Source organism: Glutamicibacter sp. AOP38-B1-38 (assembly GCF_052377485.1).
Taxonomy (GTDB): domain Bacteria; phylum Actinomycetota; class Actinomycetes; order Actinomycetales; family Micrococcaceae; genus Glutamicibacter.
In genome coordinates, this window is the sequence record NZ_JBQSWU010000016.1 from 37,222 (window position 1) to 51,725 (window position 14,504).

14 protein-coding genes and 1 pseudogene are annotated in these 14,504 nt (G+C 63.1%); 7 read left to right on the top strand and 8 right to left on the bottom strand.

Annotated features, from left to right (window positions below; all coding sequences use genetic code 11):
* Positions 1–41 precede the first annotated feature (41 nt).
* The 5 genes from ACT3TP_RS10905 to ACT3TP_RS10925 all read left to right on the top strand — a co-directional run bounded on the left by ACT3TP_RS10905 (position 42) and on the right by ACT3TP_RS10925 (position 6,152).
* A complete protein-coding gene (locus ACT3TP_RS10905; protein ID WP_444620592.1) occupies positions 42–1,706 on the top strand; it encodes an ABC transporter substrate-binding protein in 1,665 nt (554 codons plus the stop codon).
* Positions 1,703–2,710: an ABC transporter permease gene (locus tag ACT3TP_RS10910; RefSeq protein ID WP_096286047.1), complete on the top strand. Its 1,008-nt coding sequence runs from the start codon at positions 1,703–1,705 to the stop codon at positions 2,708–2,710. Before ACT3TP_RS10905 ends, ACT3TP_RS10910 begins: the two co-directional genes overlap by 4 nt.
* Positions 2,703–4,256, top strand: a complete 1,554-nt coding sequence (locus tag ACT3TP_RS10915) for an ABC transporter permease subunit (protein WP_176484162.1) — start codon at positions 2,703–2,705, stop codon at positions 4,254–4,256. Before ACT3TP_RS10910 ends, ACT3TP_RS10915 begins: the two co-directional genes overlap by 8 nt.
* On the top strand, positions 4,253–4,969 hold the full coding sequence (locus ACT3TP_RS10920) for an ABC transporter ATP-binding protein (protein WP_096285903.1): 717 nt from the start codon (positions 4,253–4,255) through the stop codon (positions 4,967–4,969). Before ACT3TP_RS10915 ends, ACT3TP_RS10920 begins: the two co-directional genes overlap by 4 nt.
* Positions 4,970–5,168: 199 nt before the next feature.
* Positions 5,169–6,152, top strand: coding sequence for a diaminopimelate dehydrogenase (locus ACT3TP_RS10925; RefSeq protein WP_444620593.1), 984 nt, complete (start codon positions 5,169–5,171; stop codon positions 6,150–6,152).
* A 12-nt stretch (positions 6,153–6,164) separates the two neighbouring features.
* Here the strand turns inward: ACT3TP_RS10925 and ACT3TP_RS10930 are convergent, their stop codons facing one another.
* The 8 genes and pseudogenes from ACT3TP_RS10930 to ACT3TP_RS10965 form a co-directional block, all read right to left on the bottom strand.
* On the bottom strand, positions 6,165–7,052 hold the full coding sequence (locus ACT3TP_RS10930; protein WP_444620594.1) for an urease accessory protein UreD: 888 nt from the start codon (positions 7,050–7,052) through the stop codon (positions 6,165–6,167).
* Positions 7,052–7,663, bottom strand: coding sequence for an urease accessory protein UreG (gene ureG / locus ACT3TP_RS10935; protein ID WP_096285907.1), 612 nt, complete (start codon positions 7,661–7,663; stop codon positions 7,052–7,054). The genes ACT3TP_RS10930 and ureG overlap by 1 nt, the downstream gene beginning before the upstream one ends.
* Before the next feature lie 47 nt (positions 7,664–7,710).
* Positions 7,711–8,406: an urease accessory protein UreF gene (locus ACT3TP_RS10940; protein ID WP_096285909.1), complete on the bottom strand. Its 696-nt coding sequence runs from the start codon at positions 8,404–8,406 to the stop codon at positions 7,711–7,713.
* Positions 8,387–8,860, bottom strand: a complete 474-nt coding sequence (gene ureE, locus ACT3TP_RS10945) for an urease accessory protein UreE (RefSeq protein WP_444620595.1) — start codon at positions 8,858–8,860, stop codon at positions 8,387–8,389. Before ureE ends, ACT3TP_RS10940 begins: the two co-directional genes overlap by 20 nt.
* A 35-nt stretch (positions 8,861–8,895) precedes the next feature.
* Complete coding sequence (gene ureC / locus ACT3TP_RS10950) at positions 8,896–10,608, bottom strand: urease subunit alpha (RefSeq protein ID WP_096285913.1); 1,713 nt, start codon at positions 10,606–10,608, stop codon at positions 8,896–8,898.
* Positions 10,609–10,856: 248 nt separating this feature from the next.
* A pseudogene (locus ACT3TP_RS10955) lies at positions 10,857–11,159 on the bottom strand (urease subunit beta); the annotation flags it as partial.
* 14 nt (positions 11,160–11,173) lie between these two features.
* Positions 11,174–11,476, bottom strand: coding sequence for an urease subunit gamma (locus ACT3TP_RS10960; RefSeq protein WP_096285917.1), 303 nt, complete (start codon positions 11,474–11,476; stop codon positions 11,174–11,176).
* Between the two features lie 465 nt (positions 11,477–11,941).
* On the bottom strand, positions 11,942–12,229 hold the full coding sequence (locus tag ACT3TP_RS10965; protein WP_141393527.1) for an LLM class flavin-dependent oxidoreductase: 288 nt from the start codon (positions 12,227–12,229) through the stop codon (positions 11,942–11,944).
* Positions 12,230–12,653: 424 nt separating this feature from the next.
* Here ACT3TP_RS10965 and ACT3TP_RS10970 point away from each other — a divergent pair, with 424 nt between their 5' ends.
* Positions 12,654–12,824 carry a hypothetical protein gene (locus ACT3TP_RS10970; RefSeq protein WP_217990367.1) on the top strand — a complete coding sequence of 57 codons (171 nt, stop codon included), beginning with the start codon at positions 12,654–12,656 and terminating at the stop codon, positions 12,822–12,824.
* A gap of 69 nt (positions 12,825–12,893) precedes the next feature.
* Positions 12,894–14,471 carry a BCCT family transporter gene (locus tag ACT3TP_RS10975; protein WP_096285919.1) on the top strand — a complete coding sequence of 526 codons (1,578 nt, stop codon included), beginning with the start codon at positions 12,894–12,896 and terminating at the stop codon, positions 14,469–14,471.
* Positions 14,472–14,504 lie beyond the last annotated feature (33 nt).

Genomic DNA, 14,504 nt, shown 5'->3' on the forward strand with positions numbered 1-14,504 from the left:
CCCCGCGGCGCAACACCTGTTCGGCTGGACACATGTATCCTGTGAACATATCCCCATCCTCTAGAGTAGCGAAAGGATCCTCCCTGCGTACGCCAAACAGCCGCGGCCGCGTCATCGCATTCTTGGCGCTTCCGCTGATTTTATTCACCGCCGGCTGCCAGCCTGCCAGCGGACAGGCTGCTGACGAGCAACCCATCTCCCTGCTCACCGCGGCGCTGCCGGAAACCCTGAATCCACTGTCCGGCTTCGACAGCTACGGCCTAGGGAAAATCAACGAGTCGCTGTTCACCCTCGAGGGCGAACCGGATCAGCTTCCGAATCTCGTGCCCCTCTTGGCTGCCAAAGAACCGACAATTTCCGCTGACTCTCTGGTCTGGGATATTTCGCTGAGCCAGGGCATCAAATTCAGCGACGGCACCTCCTTCGACGCCCAAGACGTCGTGGCCAGCTATCAGGCGATCCTCGATCCACGAACCGCCTCGCCCCTTGCCGGCAGCTTGGAAAACCTGGAATCCGTCTCCGCACCCAACGAACATACGGTGCGCTTTAGGCTCAAGGAAGCGCAGACGTCCTTCAAGACCTCGCTGCTGATCGGCATCGCTCCGGCAGAACTCGCCGACCCGGCGAAACCCGTCGCCGAATCGGCGCTCAGCCGCACACCGGTTGGCACCGGACCGTATGCCGTGGAAGATTTCTCCTCCGCACAGCTGGTACTCACCGCCAATCCGAATTACCGCACCGGCCCGGTCCAAGCGTCCCCGGTGATCTACGAGGCGGCGCCCGATGACAACGCCCGGAGCCAACGACTGGCCACGGGAGGATTCACCGGCACAGTCCTGCCTCCGCGGCTGGCCCACAGCTTTGCCGGCCGCGCAGGCTACGAGGTGCTCACCGCTACCTCGGCGGACTGGCGCGGCATCTCCCTGCCCGCTGAGCATCCGTTCACCTCAGAGCCCGAGGTACGGCTGGCGCTGAACCTCGCGGTCGACCGCGAGCAGCTGATCGACGCCGTGCTCGATGGCAGCGGCCGGCCGGCATACACCTTCGTTTCCCCCGAATACGGCCGGAGCTACGCGGCGAAGGCGACCTTCGCGCATGACCCGGAACGCGCCGCGGCCTTGCTCGAGGCAACCGGCTGGGTCGAGTCGGAGCACGGGGTGCGCAGCAAGGACGGTACCGAGGCGGCATTCACCGTGCTGCACAACCCGGGAGACACCTTGCGCCGCGACCTCTCCCTGGCGGTGGCCGCGCAACTAGCCGAACTTGGCATCACGGTGGATGTTCGGGCAGCGACCTTTGACGAGGCCGAGCCGCGCAGCAACTACGATGCCATCATGCTCGGCGGTGGCGACGACCCCTACGACGTTGATACCCAACTCTACAAAATGCTTCATTCCTCCTACCCGGACGCCGGGGCCTATTACGACAACCCCAGCCGGTATGCCGACCCGGCGATGGATGAACAGCTGCATATCGGACGCACCAGTCTAGACCCGGACGCGCGGTCCACGGCCTACCGGAAGGTTCAGCAGCTCTACGTTCAGCAGCCCTCCATGCTTCTGCTCGCCTTCCTGGACCACAGCTACGTGCAGCGCAGCGACGTCAGCGAACACTGGGATACTTCCTCGCTGCTCCTGGAGCCCCACGACCACGGAACCACCTGGGGTCCTTGGGCAAAGATCCATGAATGGACCCGCAAGCAATGACACGGCGCCTCGGGCCGCCAGGTGGCCAACGGCTGCGGGTGCGCACCGCCTCAGGCATCCTCGTGCGCCGGTTGCTCCTGGCGCTTCCGGTCACCGCGGGCATCACCGCACTGGTGTTCTGGCTGGCCTCTGTTGCTCCTTTCAACCCGTTAGCCAACTATCTCGGCTCGCGCTACGTACGCACCGATGCCGCGCAGCGCGAAGCGCTGAACGAACAGTTGGGGCTGGACAATCCTTGGTTCCTCATGTGGTGGCGCTGGGCAGTAGATGCCGTGCAAGGGAACTGGGGATTCTCCCGGCTCTACGCGCAACCGGTGCGCGAGGTACTGCTTGAACGTTTGCCCTATACCGCGCTGCTGGCCCTGGCCGGTTTGCTGCTTGCGGTCGTGGCTTCTCTGCTGCTGGCCTGGCTGGCCGCACGGCACCGAGGGGGCGTCCTGGACCGGGCGGCGGTGCTCTTCGCGCAGTGTGCCCAGGCGCTTCCACCCTTCGTCCTGGCCTTGATCGCCATCGCAATCTTTGCACTGGGGTTGGGCATGCCCGCCGGTGGGGCCTCCTCGTCCGGAGCGGCCCCGACCGCCGGCACCGTGCTGGTGCATCTGATCCTTCCGGCGATGGTCCTGGCCGTGAGCCTCCTGCCCTGGCTGCTGCTGAACCTGCGCAGCTCAATGTTCGAGGTCCTCGAATCGGATGCGGTACTCGCCGCGCGTGGGCGCGGGGTATCCGAAGCGCAGATCCTGCGCCACGAGGTATTGCCGGTTGCGGCCTTGCCTTTTTTGACCGTGGTGGGCAGCAGGTTGGGCGAGCTAGTCACCGGGGCGCTCCTCGTGGAGAGCGTATTCGCCTGGCCGGGCATCGCCTCGGCCGTCATCGATGCAGCGGTGGCGGGAGATTTTGCCCTGCTCGCGGCCGTCACCGCTTGTTCCTGCCTGATGGTTTTTGCCGGCAACGCGTTGGCCGACGCCGGGTACGTCCTGGCGGATCCGCGGGTGCGCGATGTCTAGACGACAGCTTTCCGCCGTACTCATAGTTGGCGCGCTGGTGCTCTATGCGGTGTGCGTGCCATGGCTGAACCCGCAGGCAGTTCACGGCGCCGACCTTGGTGCCGTCTATCAGCGCCCAAGCCTCGATCACCTGTTCGGCACCGATCAGCTGGGACGGGACCTGTGGGTGCGTTCGGCGCAGGCGCTGCGGCTCTCACTGCTGCTGGCAGCGGCCTCCGCTGCCGCATCCACGCTCATCGGTGTGGGAGTCGGCGTGCTGGCCGCCTACGCAGGGGGAATCGTCGACCGGATCGCCATGCGTCTGGTGGACACCTTGAACGCGGTGCCGCACCTGCTGCTGAGCGTGGTGGTGTTGTCCATGTGGCCCGGGCGGTGGTGGGCTATTGTCGCCGCGATCGCGCTGACGCACTGGACGCAGGTCGCGCGCATTGTCCGTTCGCGTTTGATCAGCGAACGCGAATCACAGTATGTGGCGCTGTCCCGGGCGGCTGGCGCGCGGCCCCTGGCGATCTGGGTAAATCATCTGATCCCCGCGGTAGCTCCCCAGGCTGCCATCGCCTTGGTGCTGCAGCTGCCCCATGCCATCTGGCATGAATCGGCATTGTCCTTCCTGGGCGTGGGACTGCCCCCGCAGGCGGCGTCCTTGGGGCTCATCCTGGAAGACGCCCGCGGCGGGGTGCTCTCCGGAGCCTGGTGGCTGCTGGTGATCCCCGTGGGCTTGCTGGTGCTGCTCAGCGCGGCGCTCTCCGCACTGGCCCACGAATCGGTTCCGCGATCCCGGACTCGGCGGCCGGCACCGCAGAACGCTTCCGGGGGATCCGCACCCACCGCAGCGAACCAGCCCGCCATTGAGGTCCGGGACCTGCGGCTCTGGTCCGAGTCCAAGGCCGGGGTGCGCACCGAGATCCTGCACGAGCTGAACTACCAGGCAAAAACCGGACGCGTCAACGTCATCCTCGGGCCTTCCGGCGTCGGCAAAACCATGCTGCTGCGAGCCATGGCAGGGGTGCTTCCGCCTGCGCTGCAGGCCACCGGTTCCCTGTTTCTGCATGGGGCACGGCTGCAGTTGGGAACCACGCCTCATGCCACCGGCGGGCGGTTGGCCTTCGTTCCGGGGTCCGCGGCCACCGCGCTCAATCCGGTGCGCACCGTGGGCGCCACGATGCGACGCGAATTGCGCCGGCAGCGCCGCGGCAGCTCCGCCAAGGCGGTGGGCCAGGCCTTGGAACGGGTCGGACTGGATGCGCAATTGCGCATGCGCTTTCCGCATGAGCTCTCCGGCGGCCAGGCCCAACGCGTGCTGCTTGGCTTGGCATTGCTCGGCGACGCGCAACTGATTCTCCTCGACGAACCGACCTCGGCCTTGGACCCGGCGAGCCGGCAGCAGCTTGGCGAGGTGCTGCAGGGTCTGGCCCGTGCGGGCCGCACCGTTGTCATGGTCACCCATGATCTGGAACTTGCCGCCGAGCTGGCGGACGAGGTGAGCGTGGTGCAAGACGGCCGCGTGGCGCGCAGCATAGAAACGCGGCAGGAGAAGATCCAATGAGCCTGGAATTAGTCGACGTCTGCTCTGGATATCCGAGTGCGCCGCAGCTGCTTCGCGGGGTGAATCTGCGAATCGAGCGGGGCGAAGTAGTGGGTATCCGAGGGGACTCCGGGGCCGGGAAAAGCACCATGCTCAACATTGCGGCGTTGCTGAAGTCCCCCGCCAGCGGGCGGGTAGTGGTCGCCGGGCAACCGGTGGACCCGCGCCGCCCGGCGCCGCTGGAAATCCGCACCAAAATTGGCATCGTGCCCCAGTCCCCGCGCGCGGCCACCGATCCCCGACAACGTCTAGGTGCCCTGTTGGCGGCCCCGCTGGCCTTCGCCGACGGCGCGATCAAGGTCCGCCCCGAACGCTACCGCGAGCAATTGCATCGGCTATGCATGCTCGTAGAGCTCGACCCGGGCTTGCTCCAACGCCGCGCGGCGGAGGTTTCCGATGGCCAGCTCCAGCGGGTGCTGCTGGCGCGCGCGCTGAGCCTGGACCCTCGGGTCCTGGTGTGCGACGAACCGACCGCGCAACTCGATGAGGCGACCAAGGCAACGGTTCTGCGGCTGCTCACGGCGCAGGCGGCGGCAGGTACGGCGGTGCTGCTGGCCTCACACGACGCCGCCAGCCTGCACGCGATTTGCGACCGGGTACGGGACTTCCCCGGCTCATTTATGCCACCTCCTGCCGCTGACCCGGTGGCACCCGGCGCACCGGACTTCGTGTGAAGCTGCGCCAATCGGGCTCTTTGACCCACTATTTAGCCTGCGAGCCCGGTGTTTAGGGTTCCGCGTGCTTCTTTGGAATAATCCCAAGTGGTGGCGCTTGGCCACCGGCGCCTTTCGCCACTTCTTCTCCGGCCAGTGAGCCACCTCCTGCCGGCCAATGACCGCGGCTCTCAAGCCAGATCAAGGGACTGTGATTCTAATGTCTTCGAAAATCCGTATTGGCATAGCCGGCTATGGCAACCTCGGCCGCGGCGTGCAGGCCGCAATTTCCAAGAACCAGGATATGGAACTGGTCGGTGTCTACAGCCGCCACGACCCGCAGAGCCTCGAGCTGGCCCAGCCAGCCGCGCGCTACTCGGTCGACGTCTTGGCCGAGCACGTCGACGATATCGACGTGCTGATCCTCTGCGGCGGTTCCAAATCCGACTTGCCCGAGCAGGGCCCGCGGCTGGCGGCGCTGTTCAACACCGTGGACAGCTTCGACACCCACGCGCGCATCCCGGAGTACTACGCGTCCGTGGACGCCCCGGCGAAGGCCGCGGGCAAGACCGCGCTCATCTCCGCCGGTTGGGATCCGGGCATGTTCTCCATCAACCGGGTCTATGGCGAAGCCCTGCTGCCGGACGGGGAAACCTACACCTTCTGGGGCCGCGGGCTGAGCCAGGGACATTCCGACGCGGTGCGCCGCGTGCCCGGAGTCGCCGGCGGCGTGCAGTACACCATCCCAAGCCCCGAGGCGATCGAGCAGGTGCGCGCCGGGCTGCGCCCGAGCCTGAGCACCCGCGAGAAGCACCAGCGCGAATGCTTCGTGGTCCTTCAAGACGGCGCAGATGAGCAGACCGTGCGCCAGGCAATCGTGAGCATGGAGCACTATTTCGACCAGTATGACACCACCGTGCACTTCATCGACGCGCAGACTCTGGCGGCGGAGCACTCGGACATGCCGCATGGCGGATTCGTGATCCGTTCGGGCAATACCAGCGACGCGCAGAAGCAGGTTATCGAGTACTCGCTGGCGCTCGGCTCCAACCCTGAGTTCACCTCCAGCGTGCTGGTGGCTTATGCCCGTGCGGTGTACCGCATGAACCGCGCCGGGATCACCGGCGCGCAGACCGTCTTCGATGTGGCCCCGGGGCTGCTTTCGCCACGCACCGCGGCGCAGCTGCGCGCGGACATGCTCTAAAGTCAATCCGCGCTAGTACTTGCGCAGGTTCACCGGTCCCTGGCCGCGCAAGCGCGCACGCAGCTCGTTGACGATGCCCAGCATCACCGCGGTGGCGGACTCGGTCGAGGTGCCAAGCGTGCGCACGGCCACCCCGGCGGTGGGCGTCTGTGAGACGCCCACCTGCACCGCTTGGCGCTGCTGCCCGGCAATCCGGTAGGCCACCTCGCGCAGCTGCTCCACCAGCACGGCGTCGATGCGCGCATCCACCGCCAACAGCATGCCCACGTGGGTAGCTTGCTGGAGGTAGAGCTGCGAGTCGATCGACTGGTCGCCAGGCTTCACCCAGAGGTTGTCCAGCACCGCCAGCTTTCCCTCCACCCGCACCTGCGTGCGAAGCCGCAACTGGTCATAGCGGAAGAGCGTGCCGTCCGGGCTCCACCCCGGGGTGAGGATCTCGAACTGCACCAACGAGGCATCGGCGGCCATATCCACCACCAGTTCCTGGCGGTAGCTGGCATCCCGGTAGGCGATCAGCTGGTCGGGCAGGTATTCAAGTACCGCACCGGGGCCCAGGCGCACCAGCATCTCCTGGCTGGCCTCGCCCTGCGGGGTGCGGTAGACCTTGGTGGCCGACTGCGTGGTCAGCAGCAGGCTGCTGCCGGCTTCCACCTCCACCTCGATGCCGTAGCGATCGGCTCCCAGGTACCCGCCGCCGGGGTTAACGATGGTGTAGCAGACCTGCGCGCTGTCATCCAGGTAGTGCGGACGCAGCACCCGCAAGGCACCCTGATGGTACTGCGCGGTGGCGATGTCCTTGCCCGAACGCCGGCCGATGCGCAGCCGCAATTCCCCGACCAGCCGGCCGGCGAACGGAGTGGGAGCCAGCGCCGGGACGCGGCGCGCGGTGGGAGCGGCCACTAGCCCAGATCCGTCATCAGCACGTCGCGGCGCAACCAGCCAATAACCTGCTCCAGTCCTTCATCGGTTTTCAGGTTCGTGAAGCAAAATGGCTTGTCCGCGCGGAACTGCTTGGAGTCCGACTCCATCACCGACAAATCCGCTCCGACGTATGGGGCCAGGTCGGTCTTGTTGATGATGAACAGGTCGGACTTGATCATGCCCTGCCCGGCCTTGCGCGGGATCTTCTCGCCCTGGGCTACGTCGATGATGTAGATGGAGAAATCCACCAGCTCCGGCGAGAAAGTAGCCGAGAGGTTATCTCCCCCGGATTCCACGAAAATGATCTCCAGGTCTGGGTGCTTGGCTTTCAGTTCCTCGATGGCGGCGGAGTTCATCGAGGTGTCCTCCCGGATGGCGGTGTGCGGGCAGCCGCCGGTCTCTATGCCGACGATCCGATCCAGCGGCAGCACCCCATTGGCGGCCAGGATCTTGGCGTCCTCGATGGTGTAGATGTCGTTGGTGATGGCCGCCATGGAGATCTGGCCATCAAGCGCGCGGGTAATGCGCTCAATGAGCTGGGTTTTTCCCGCCCCAACCGGTCCTCCGACGCCAATACGAATTGGTTCCATAACTGTGCTCCTCAAATTATTGGGGCCGCCACTCGGCGGCCGGTGTGCTAGGACATGAACATGCGGGCGCGCAGGTGTTCATGCCGCATTTGCGCGATCTCCAGACCGGGGATCGCGGCGCCCAGATCTTGGTCATCAAGGCTGAAGATCTTCGCCACGGAGCGCGTCACCGGTTCGTGCATGGCCCGCAGTACCCGTTGGCCCGCATTCTGGCCCAGCGGGATCGCGCGGATCGCGTTCTGCGTCAGGCTCGTGACGGTGGAGAACAGATAGCTGTTCACGGTGTCCGCCACCGGGGCTCCGGCCGCGCGGGCACCGAGCGCGAAGGCGATCCCCGGATGCCCGGCGCAGTGCCCGGATTCGACCGCCTGCACATAGCCTTCGAGTTCCTGGCTCGGAGAGACGACGCTAGCCACCGCGAGCATCCGCTTGCCCATTTTGACCGCGGCTTCGCGCAGCTGCCGCGGCAATGCCGCGGCGTGGATCATCGCGTCCAGCTCCATGATCCGCTCCGGACTCATCGCCTCGTGGGCCAGGCGCACCACAAGCCCGTCGGTGTAGCTCAGCGATTGGGTGAGGAACAGCTCCACCCACTTGGCGAAGCTCCCCTCGTCATGCACCTGCCCGTCCGCCAGATAGCTTTCCATCCCGAAGGAGTGGCTGAATGCCCCGGTGGGCAATGCCGAGTCGGAAAGCTGCATCAGGGTCAGCAGGTGCGAGGCGCTAGTGGGTGTGTTCGGCATGGCGGAACGGTACCGGCATCACTCGTTCTTGCCGGTTGTACGGGGTTCGCTGGTGTTCCAGGAAGTCGGACACGGTGTGGTCGTACTGGACCACCATGACCTGAGCCGCGTATTCGGATTCTTCGCCGAAGAATTGCGCCTGCAGGTGGCGGTTGCCCAGCGCGTGGGCGACCTGCCCCATTTCCAGGATGCTGCGCGGGGCGATCACCAGCACATCGGTGGGCAGCACCGACACGGTGATCATTTCGGTGTCCGAAAGATACAGGATATCCCCGTCACGCAGGTCCGGGCCGGGGGCCAGCCGGATCCCCAATTCCCGGTCGTGGTCGCTGGTGACCCGTTGGATTCTCTTGACCAGCGCGGAGCTGGGCAGCACCACCTTTTCGTGGTGCCGGCCGGCGTATCGCTCCGCCGGCAGCTCGTGGACATTGCCCACAAGTTGTTCAATGATCATTGTTCTCCTCTAGAATTTGCCGGGCCGCAAACGGCTTAGAACAGGAAGTAGCGCTGAGCCATCGGCAGGACCTCCGAAGGTTCGCAGGTGGCCAGCTCCCCGTCCACGGTGACCTGGTAGGTCTGCGGGTCAACCAGGATCTCCGGGGTACCGCTGTTATATTTCAGATCCGCCTTGGACAGCTCGCGGATGCCCTGGCAGGCGCGGATCACCTTGCGCAGGCGCAACCGCTCGGGCACGCCCTCGTCGATGGCCGCCTTGGACAGGAAGGTGATCGATGAAGCCTGCACCGCGGTGCCCAAGGCGCCGAAGTTCATGCGCATGGTGCGCGGCTGCGGGGTCGGGATGGATCCGTTTGCATCTCCCATCACCGACTGGATGATCTGTCCGCCCTTGATGATCATCTCCGGCTTGACCCCGAAGAAAGCCGGATCCCAGAGGACCAGGTCGGCGAATTTGCCTTCCTCGACGCTGCCGATGGAGTCTGCAATGCCGTGGGCAATGGCCGGGTTGATCGTGTACTTCGCGACGTAGCGCTTGAGCCGGAAGTTGTCCCCCACCACGCCGTCGCCCTCCAGTTTGCCGCGCTGGCGCTTCATCGCGTCGGCTACCTGCCAGGTGCGCAAGACGACTTCGCCCACGCGGCCCATGGCCTGTGAATCCGAAGAGGTAATCGAAAAGACTCCCATATCGTGCAGCACGTCTTCGGCGGCGATGGTCTCCGGGCGGATCCGCGAGTCGGCGAAGGCCACATCCTCGGGGATGTCGGCATTCAGGTGGTGCGCGACCATCAGCATGTCCAGGTGCTCGTCCACCGTGTTGACGGTGTAGGGAAGCGTCGGGTTGGTCGATGCCGGCAGCACATTGGGCAGCCCCGCCATGCGGATGATGTCAGGGGCGTGGCCGCCGCCGGCACCCTCGGTGTGGAAGGTGTGAATCACTCGCCCGGCGATCGCGGCGATGGTGTCTTCCACGAAGCCGCCTTCGTTGAGCGTATCCGCGTGAATGGCTACCTGCACGTCAAATTCATCGGCTACCTTCAATGAGTTGTCGATGGAGGAGGCAGTCGCGCCCCAGTCCTCGTGGATCTTCAACCCGATGGCTCCCGCGCGCACCTGTTCGGCGAGCGGCGCACGGTCGCTGGCGTGGCCCTTGCCGAGCAAACCGATGTTGATGGGCAGGTTCTCCACCGCCTGCAGCATCCGGGAGATATGCCAAGGTCCGGGGGTAACCGTGGTGGCCTTGGAAGCGTCGGAGGGGCCCGCTCCGCCACCGATGAGCGTGGTGGTGCCGGCGGATAGGGCCACCGGAACCTGGTCCGGGGAGACGAAGTGGATATGGGTATCGATGGCCCCCGCGGTGAGGATCTTGTGCTCGCCGGCAATGATGTCGGTGGCCGCGCCGATGACGATATCCACGCCATCGGAAATATCCGGGTTGCCGGCCTTGCCGATCTTGAAGATATGCCCGTCGCGCAGGGCCACATCCGCCTTGTAGATGCCGGTGTAGTCAAGCACAACGACGTTGGTGATCACCGTATCGGGCACATCCTGGTCACGGGTCAACCGTCCGTTTTGGCCCATGCCGTCGCGGATGACCTTGCCGCCGCCGAAGACGACTTCCTCGCCGTAGGTGGTGTAGTCCTTTTCAATTTCAAGGATCAGTTCGGTGTCTGCCAGGCGGATGGCGTCGCCGGTGGTAGGCCCGTACATTTCCGCATATTGCTTGCGGCTGAGTTCGAAGCTCATCTTTAGCTATCCTGCTCTTCGTCCGGGCCTGGCGTCTGCGATTTCTCGGCCTGCCGGACCTTATGCGGCTTGGGCGGCAAGCTCTCGTCCACCGGGTCCACGCCGAAGGTGGTATGGAAACCAATTGTTTCTTCGCTCTTGTTGGGCAGATCGATATCGTAATCCTCGACTAGATCGGCCTCGACGATCGGGTCGATACCCGCGGTACCGCCAATAGCGTCGGTTTCGACAACCGGGACGGTGCGTCCCAGCGGTCCGTTCACCCGGTCCTGGAAGCCGTGGACTTCGCGTGCGCCAGCGTATTCCACCAGGTGCACGGTGCGCGCATCCCCCGGTTCAAAGCGCACGGCGGTTCCCGCAGGGATGTCCAGGCGGAATCCGCGGGCTGCGACTCGGTCAAAATCCAGCCGCGGGTTGGCTTCTGCAAAGTGGAAGTGCGAGCCGACCTGGACCGGCCGGTCCCCGCGATTGACCAGGTTCAGGATTCGGGTCTGTTGACTCGCATTACAGACGATTGGGTCAGCGGCAAGTATGTACTCTCCCGGTTTCATCTCTACTCCTGTACTTAACGAATCGGATTGTGGACGGTGACCAGCTTGGTCCCGTCGGGGAACGTTGCCTCGACCTGGACGTCGTGGATCATCTCTGAGATTCCGTCCATGACATCCTCGCGGGTCAGGATCGTTGTACCGTAGCTCATCAGATCGGCAACGGTGCGTCCGTCGCGCGCCCCCTCGATAAGTTCGTAGGTAATAACGGCCACCGCTTCGGGGTGGTTGAGCTTCAAACCGCGTTCTTGCCGGCGGCGGGCCAGATCGGCCGCGACGACGATCATAAGCTTCTCTTGCTCGCGGGGAGTTAAATGCATCAGTTCCCTTCCAAATAATTAACAAATTGACGGTAATTTCATGCCGTCGGATTTGCTCTAGGCCAGGTTTTCGACCTGCATTTAAGGCAAGGATAGCAGAGCAAAGTCGAAGCGCTCGGAGCACGGGAATTCGGGAAAGATGTCGCACCACCTGGATTGCACCAACGTTTGTCGCAATCACTACCTACCACCTTGTCAGGTATCAATTAGGGTGGAAAATCAACACCATTTCAGCGCCAGATTTTTGCCGTCCTCCAGGGTATCGGGCGCGGGTAAAAATAATTCTGGCCGCGGGATGGCGAACAAAAATGGTTATTTAGCTGCAGTCCCGATTTGCTGGTGGTCTGAGCAACCGAGGCGCGGGGTTGTGCCGCATTCTTTTGGATGAATGCAAATGCCCGCGGCGCGCCAAAAGCCGGGATCCGATTATTGATGTCGATTCCCGGCTCGGGCGCGGATCACTTGCTACTTTTGCAACGCCTCAACCTGTGCAAAGTGCGGCATTACCTGCTCGATGAACAACTCGATCGAGCGCTTCTTTTCGGCATGGCTGAGCGTGTTGTCGTTCCAGAAGCTGAACTCGGTGACTCCCAGCTCCTCATAACGGCGCAAGCGCTCGACAACTTCGGCAGGGGTGCCGATCATCGCGGACTTGTGCAGGGATTCGGGAGAGAATTCTTCTCGTCCGGCGAATTTTCGATGGGGCTCGGCTCCATGAACCCATCTACCGGATCCTGCTTGTTTCCAAACCACGCTTAGAAGGTGCGGTAGAACTTCTGCACGCCCTCGGCGGCCGCACGCCAGCCCTCCGGCTCTTCTTCAGCGCGACCATCACGTTGCAGCCGTTGGCCACGGCACAGTCATGGGATTCCGGGCTGCGCACGGCAACCCAGACCGGCAGGTCGCGCTGCACCAGATTATTCCTGGGAACTACGCCTGAAAGCGGAAAACCTAAGGATTTGGCCATCTCTGTATACTCTTCAATCCCTTTGAGCCTCGCTGGCTATGGTGTGCGTACATCAGATTCCTTCTACCTGCTCTGCGTTGTTCGCGACCGCTCACTTAGCCAACTGTGCCCCTTCACGTGAGCAGATAGACACCTGTTTCATCCTTCTTTTCCAATTCGGCTGACAAGTTCGCTGATATCGTTTGGCAAGAAGATTCTGGCTGAAGCCCGTTGAACAACTCTTCAATCGCAATGATTGTGGCGGAAATTCGCGAACGCTTCCAGGTCAGAACTCTCACCATTTTCGTGCGCCGCGTTCGTCACGCAGAAGTTTCCAACATCGAACCGATGGTCTACAAGGCCGGTCGATTCTACGACGGCGCAAATCTAGAGACGCTCTAGCACCCGTCAATCAGCCGACCTCCTAGGCACCGTGTCAAACGATGTCAGAACATCGAAGCGGAGAAAATCATGGTCGAAAAAACCCTGGCCGAGGAGTCCAGCAATGCCTCCTCGGCCAAGAAACTAGACATCCCTCTCGGCAAGAAAGCGCACGTGGGCAGCGTATTCTATACCGCCATGATTCTGCTGGCGGGGATCCTGCTCTGGGCTAGCCTTTCACCGGAAAGCCTTGGCCAGCTGATGGCCTCCAGCATGGACTGGGTCACGCGCACCATCGGTTGGAGCTACCTGGTGGTGACCCTAGGATGCATCGGACTCATGATCTTCCTAGGAACGAGCCGCTACGGCGGCATCCGGCTGGGCAGCGAGGATTCACGCCCCGAATACTCCACCTGGGCTTGGCTGGCAATGATCTTGTCCGCCGTAATGGGCATCGGTCTGATCAGCTACGGCGTAGCAGAACCGATCTCGCACTTCATGGCCCCGCCACACGGACTGGAAGACCCCGGCACCCTGAACGCGGCAGTTCGCGCGCTGCAGTTCAGCTTCTTTGACTGGGGCCCGCATGCTTGGGCGGTCTTCGGCGTCTTCGGCCTGGCAATCGGCTACTCCACGCACCGGAAGGGCCGCCCGGGGCTCGTCTCACCGATGTTGCGACCGGTTCTCGGACGCCTCGTGGACGGCTGGTTCGGCAAGCTGATTGACGTGTTTGCCATTCTGGCGACGCTGTTCGGCACCACGACTTCATTGGGTCTGGGCGCTGCGCAAATCGAAGAGGGCCTGAACCGAGTATTCGGTCTTGCCACAGGTGTCGGCGTGCAAATTGTCATTATCGCGGTCATCACCGTCCTGTTCACCTTGTCTGCACTTTCCGGGGTCAATCGCGGCATCAAGTACATCAGCCAGATCACGATGTCATTGTCGGTGCTGCTGGCACTGTTCGTCTTGATCTTCGGCCCCACCAGCTTCATCGGAAACATTTTCTTCCGCTCCGTAGGCCAGTACTTCAATGATTTCTTCCAGGTTTCACTGACTACTCCGACAACAGCTGATGACCTTCAGTGGATGCAGTGGTGGACGTACTTCATGATGGCCTGGTGGCTTAGCTGGGGCGCATTTGTCGGAGTATTCCTTGCCAAGATATCCAAGGGCCGCACCATTCGTCAGTTCGTCGCAGGCGTTTTGGGCATTCCAAGCTTGGTGTTCTTTGCATGGTTCACCATCTTCGGCGCAAGCGCAATCAAGTTCGAAATGGATGGTGCTCCGATCGCGGCGCAAACCTCGGAGAATCTCAACTCCGCGTTCTTCGCGATGCTCGCCGAGCTTCCACTGGTAGAGCTCACCTCCGTGGTGACCATGATCTTGGTCGTGCTGTTCTTCGTCTCCGGCGCAGACGCAAACACGTTTGTTTTGAGCATGATGTCCAGCAACGGGCATTTGAACCCAACGCGTCCGGTTCTGGGCATCTGGGGCATCCTCACCGGCCTGAGCGCAGTGCTGCTGCTGCTAGTTGGCGGGCTCTCTGCCCTGCAACAGGCGGCAATGCTTTCGGCGCTGCCATTTACGATCATCGTGGCGCTACTGGGAATCTCGCTCACGATGGAACTGCGCAGAGATTCAGGTCTCCCGGTTTTGGTTAAATCATAGGATCGATAGTTGCCGAGTTGCTTACGAACTAAT

What these genes read in the sequence shown, in the direction of transcription:
- ACT3TP_RS10910 (WP_096286047.1), top strand. Translation starts at nt 1,703, where the DNA reads ATGACACGGCGCCTCGGGCCGCCAGGTGGCCAACGGCTGCGGGTGCGC.
- ACT3TP_RS10915 (WP_176484162.1), top strand. Translation starts at nt 2,703, where the DNA reads ATGTCTAGACGACAGCTTTCCGCCGTACTCATAGTTGGCGCGCTGGTG.
- ACT3TP_RS10920 (WP_096285903.1), top strand. Translation starts at nt 4,253, where the DNA reads ATGAGCCTGGAATTAGTCGACGTCTGCTCTGGATATCCGAGTGCGCCG.
- ACT3TP_RS10925 (WP_444620593.1), top strand. Translation starts at nt 5,169, where the DNA reads ATGTCTTCGAAAATCCGTATTGGCATAGCCGGCTATGGCAACCTCGGC.
- ureG (WP_096285907.1), bottom strand. Translation starts at nt 7,663, where the DNA reads ATGGAACCAATTCGTATTGGCGTCGGAGGACCGGTTGGGGCGGGAAAA.
- ACT3TP_RS10940 (WP_096285909.1), bottom strand. Translation starts at nt 8,406, where the DNA reads ATGCCGAACACACCCACTAGCGCCTCGCACCTGCTGACCCTGATGCAG.
- ureE (WP_444620595.1), bottom strand. Translation starts at nt 8,860, where the DNA reads ATGATCATTGAACAACTTGTGGGCAATGTCCACGAGCTGCCGGCGGAG.
- ureC (WP_096285913.1), bottom strand. Translation starts at nt 10,608, where the DNA reads ATGAGCTTCGAACTCAGCCGCAAGCAATATGCGGAAATGTACGGGCCT.
- ACT3TP_RS10960 (WP_096285917.1), bottom strand. Translation starts at nt 11,476, where the DNA reads ATGCATTTAACTCCCCGCGAGCAAGAGAAGCTTATGATCGTCGTCGCG.
- ACT3TP_RS10975 (WP_096285919.1), top strand. Translation starts at nt 12,894, where the DNA reads ATGGTCGAAAAAACCCTGGCCGAGGAGTCCAGCAATGCCTCCTCGGCC.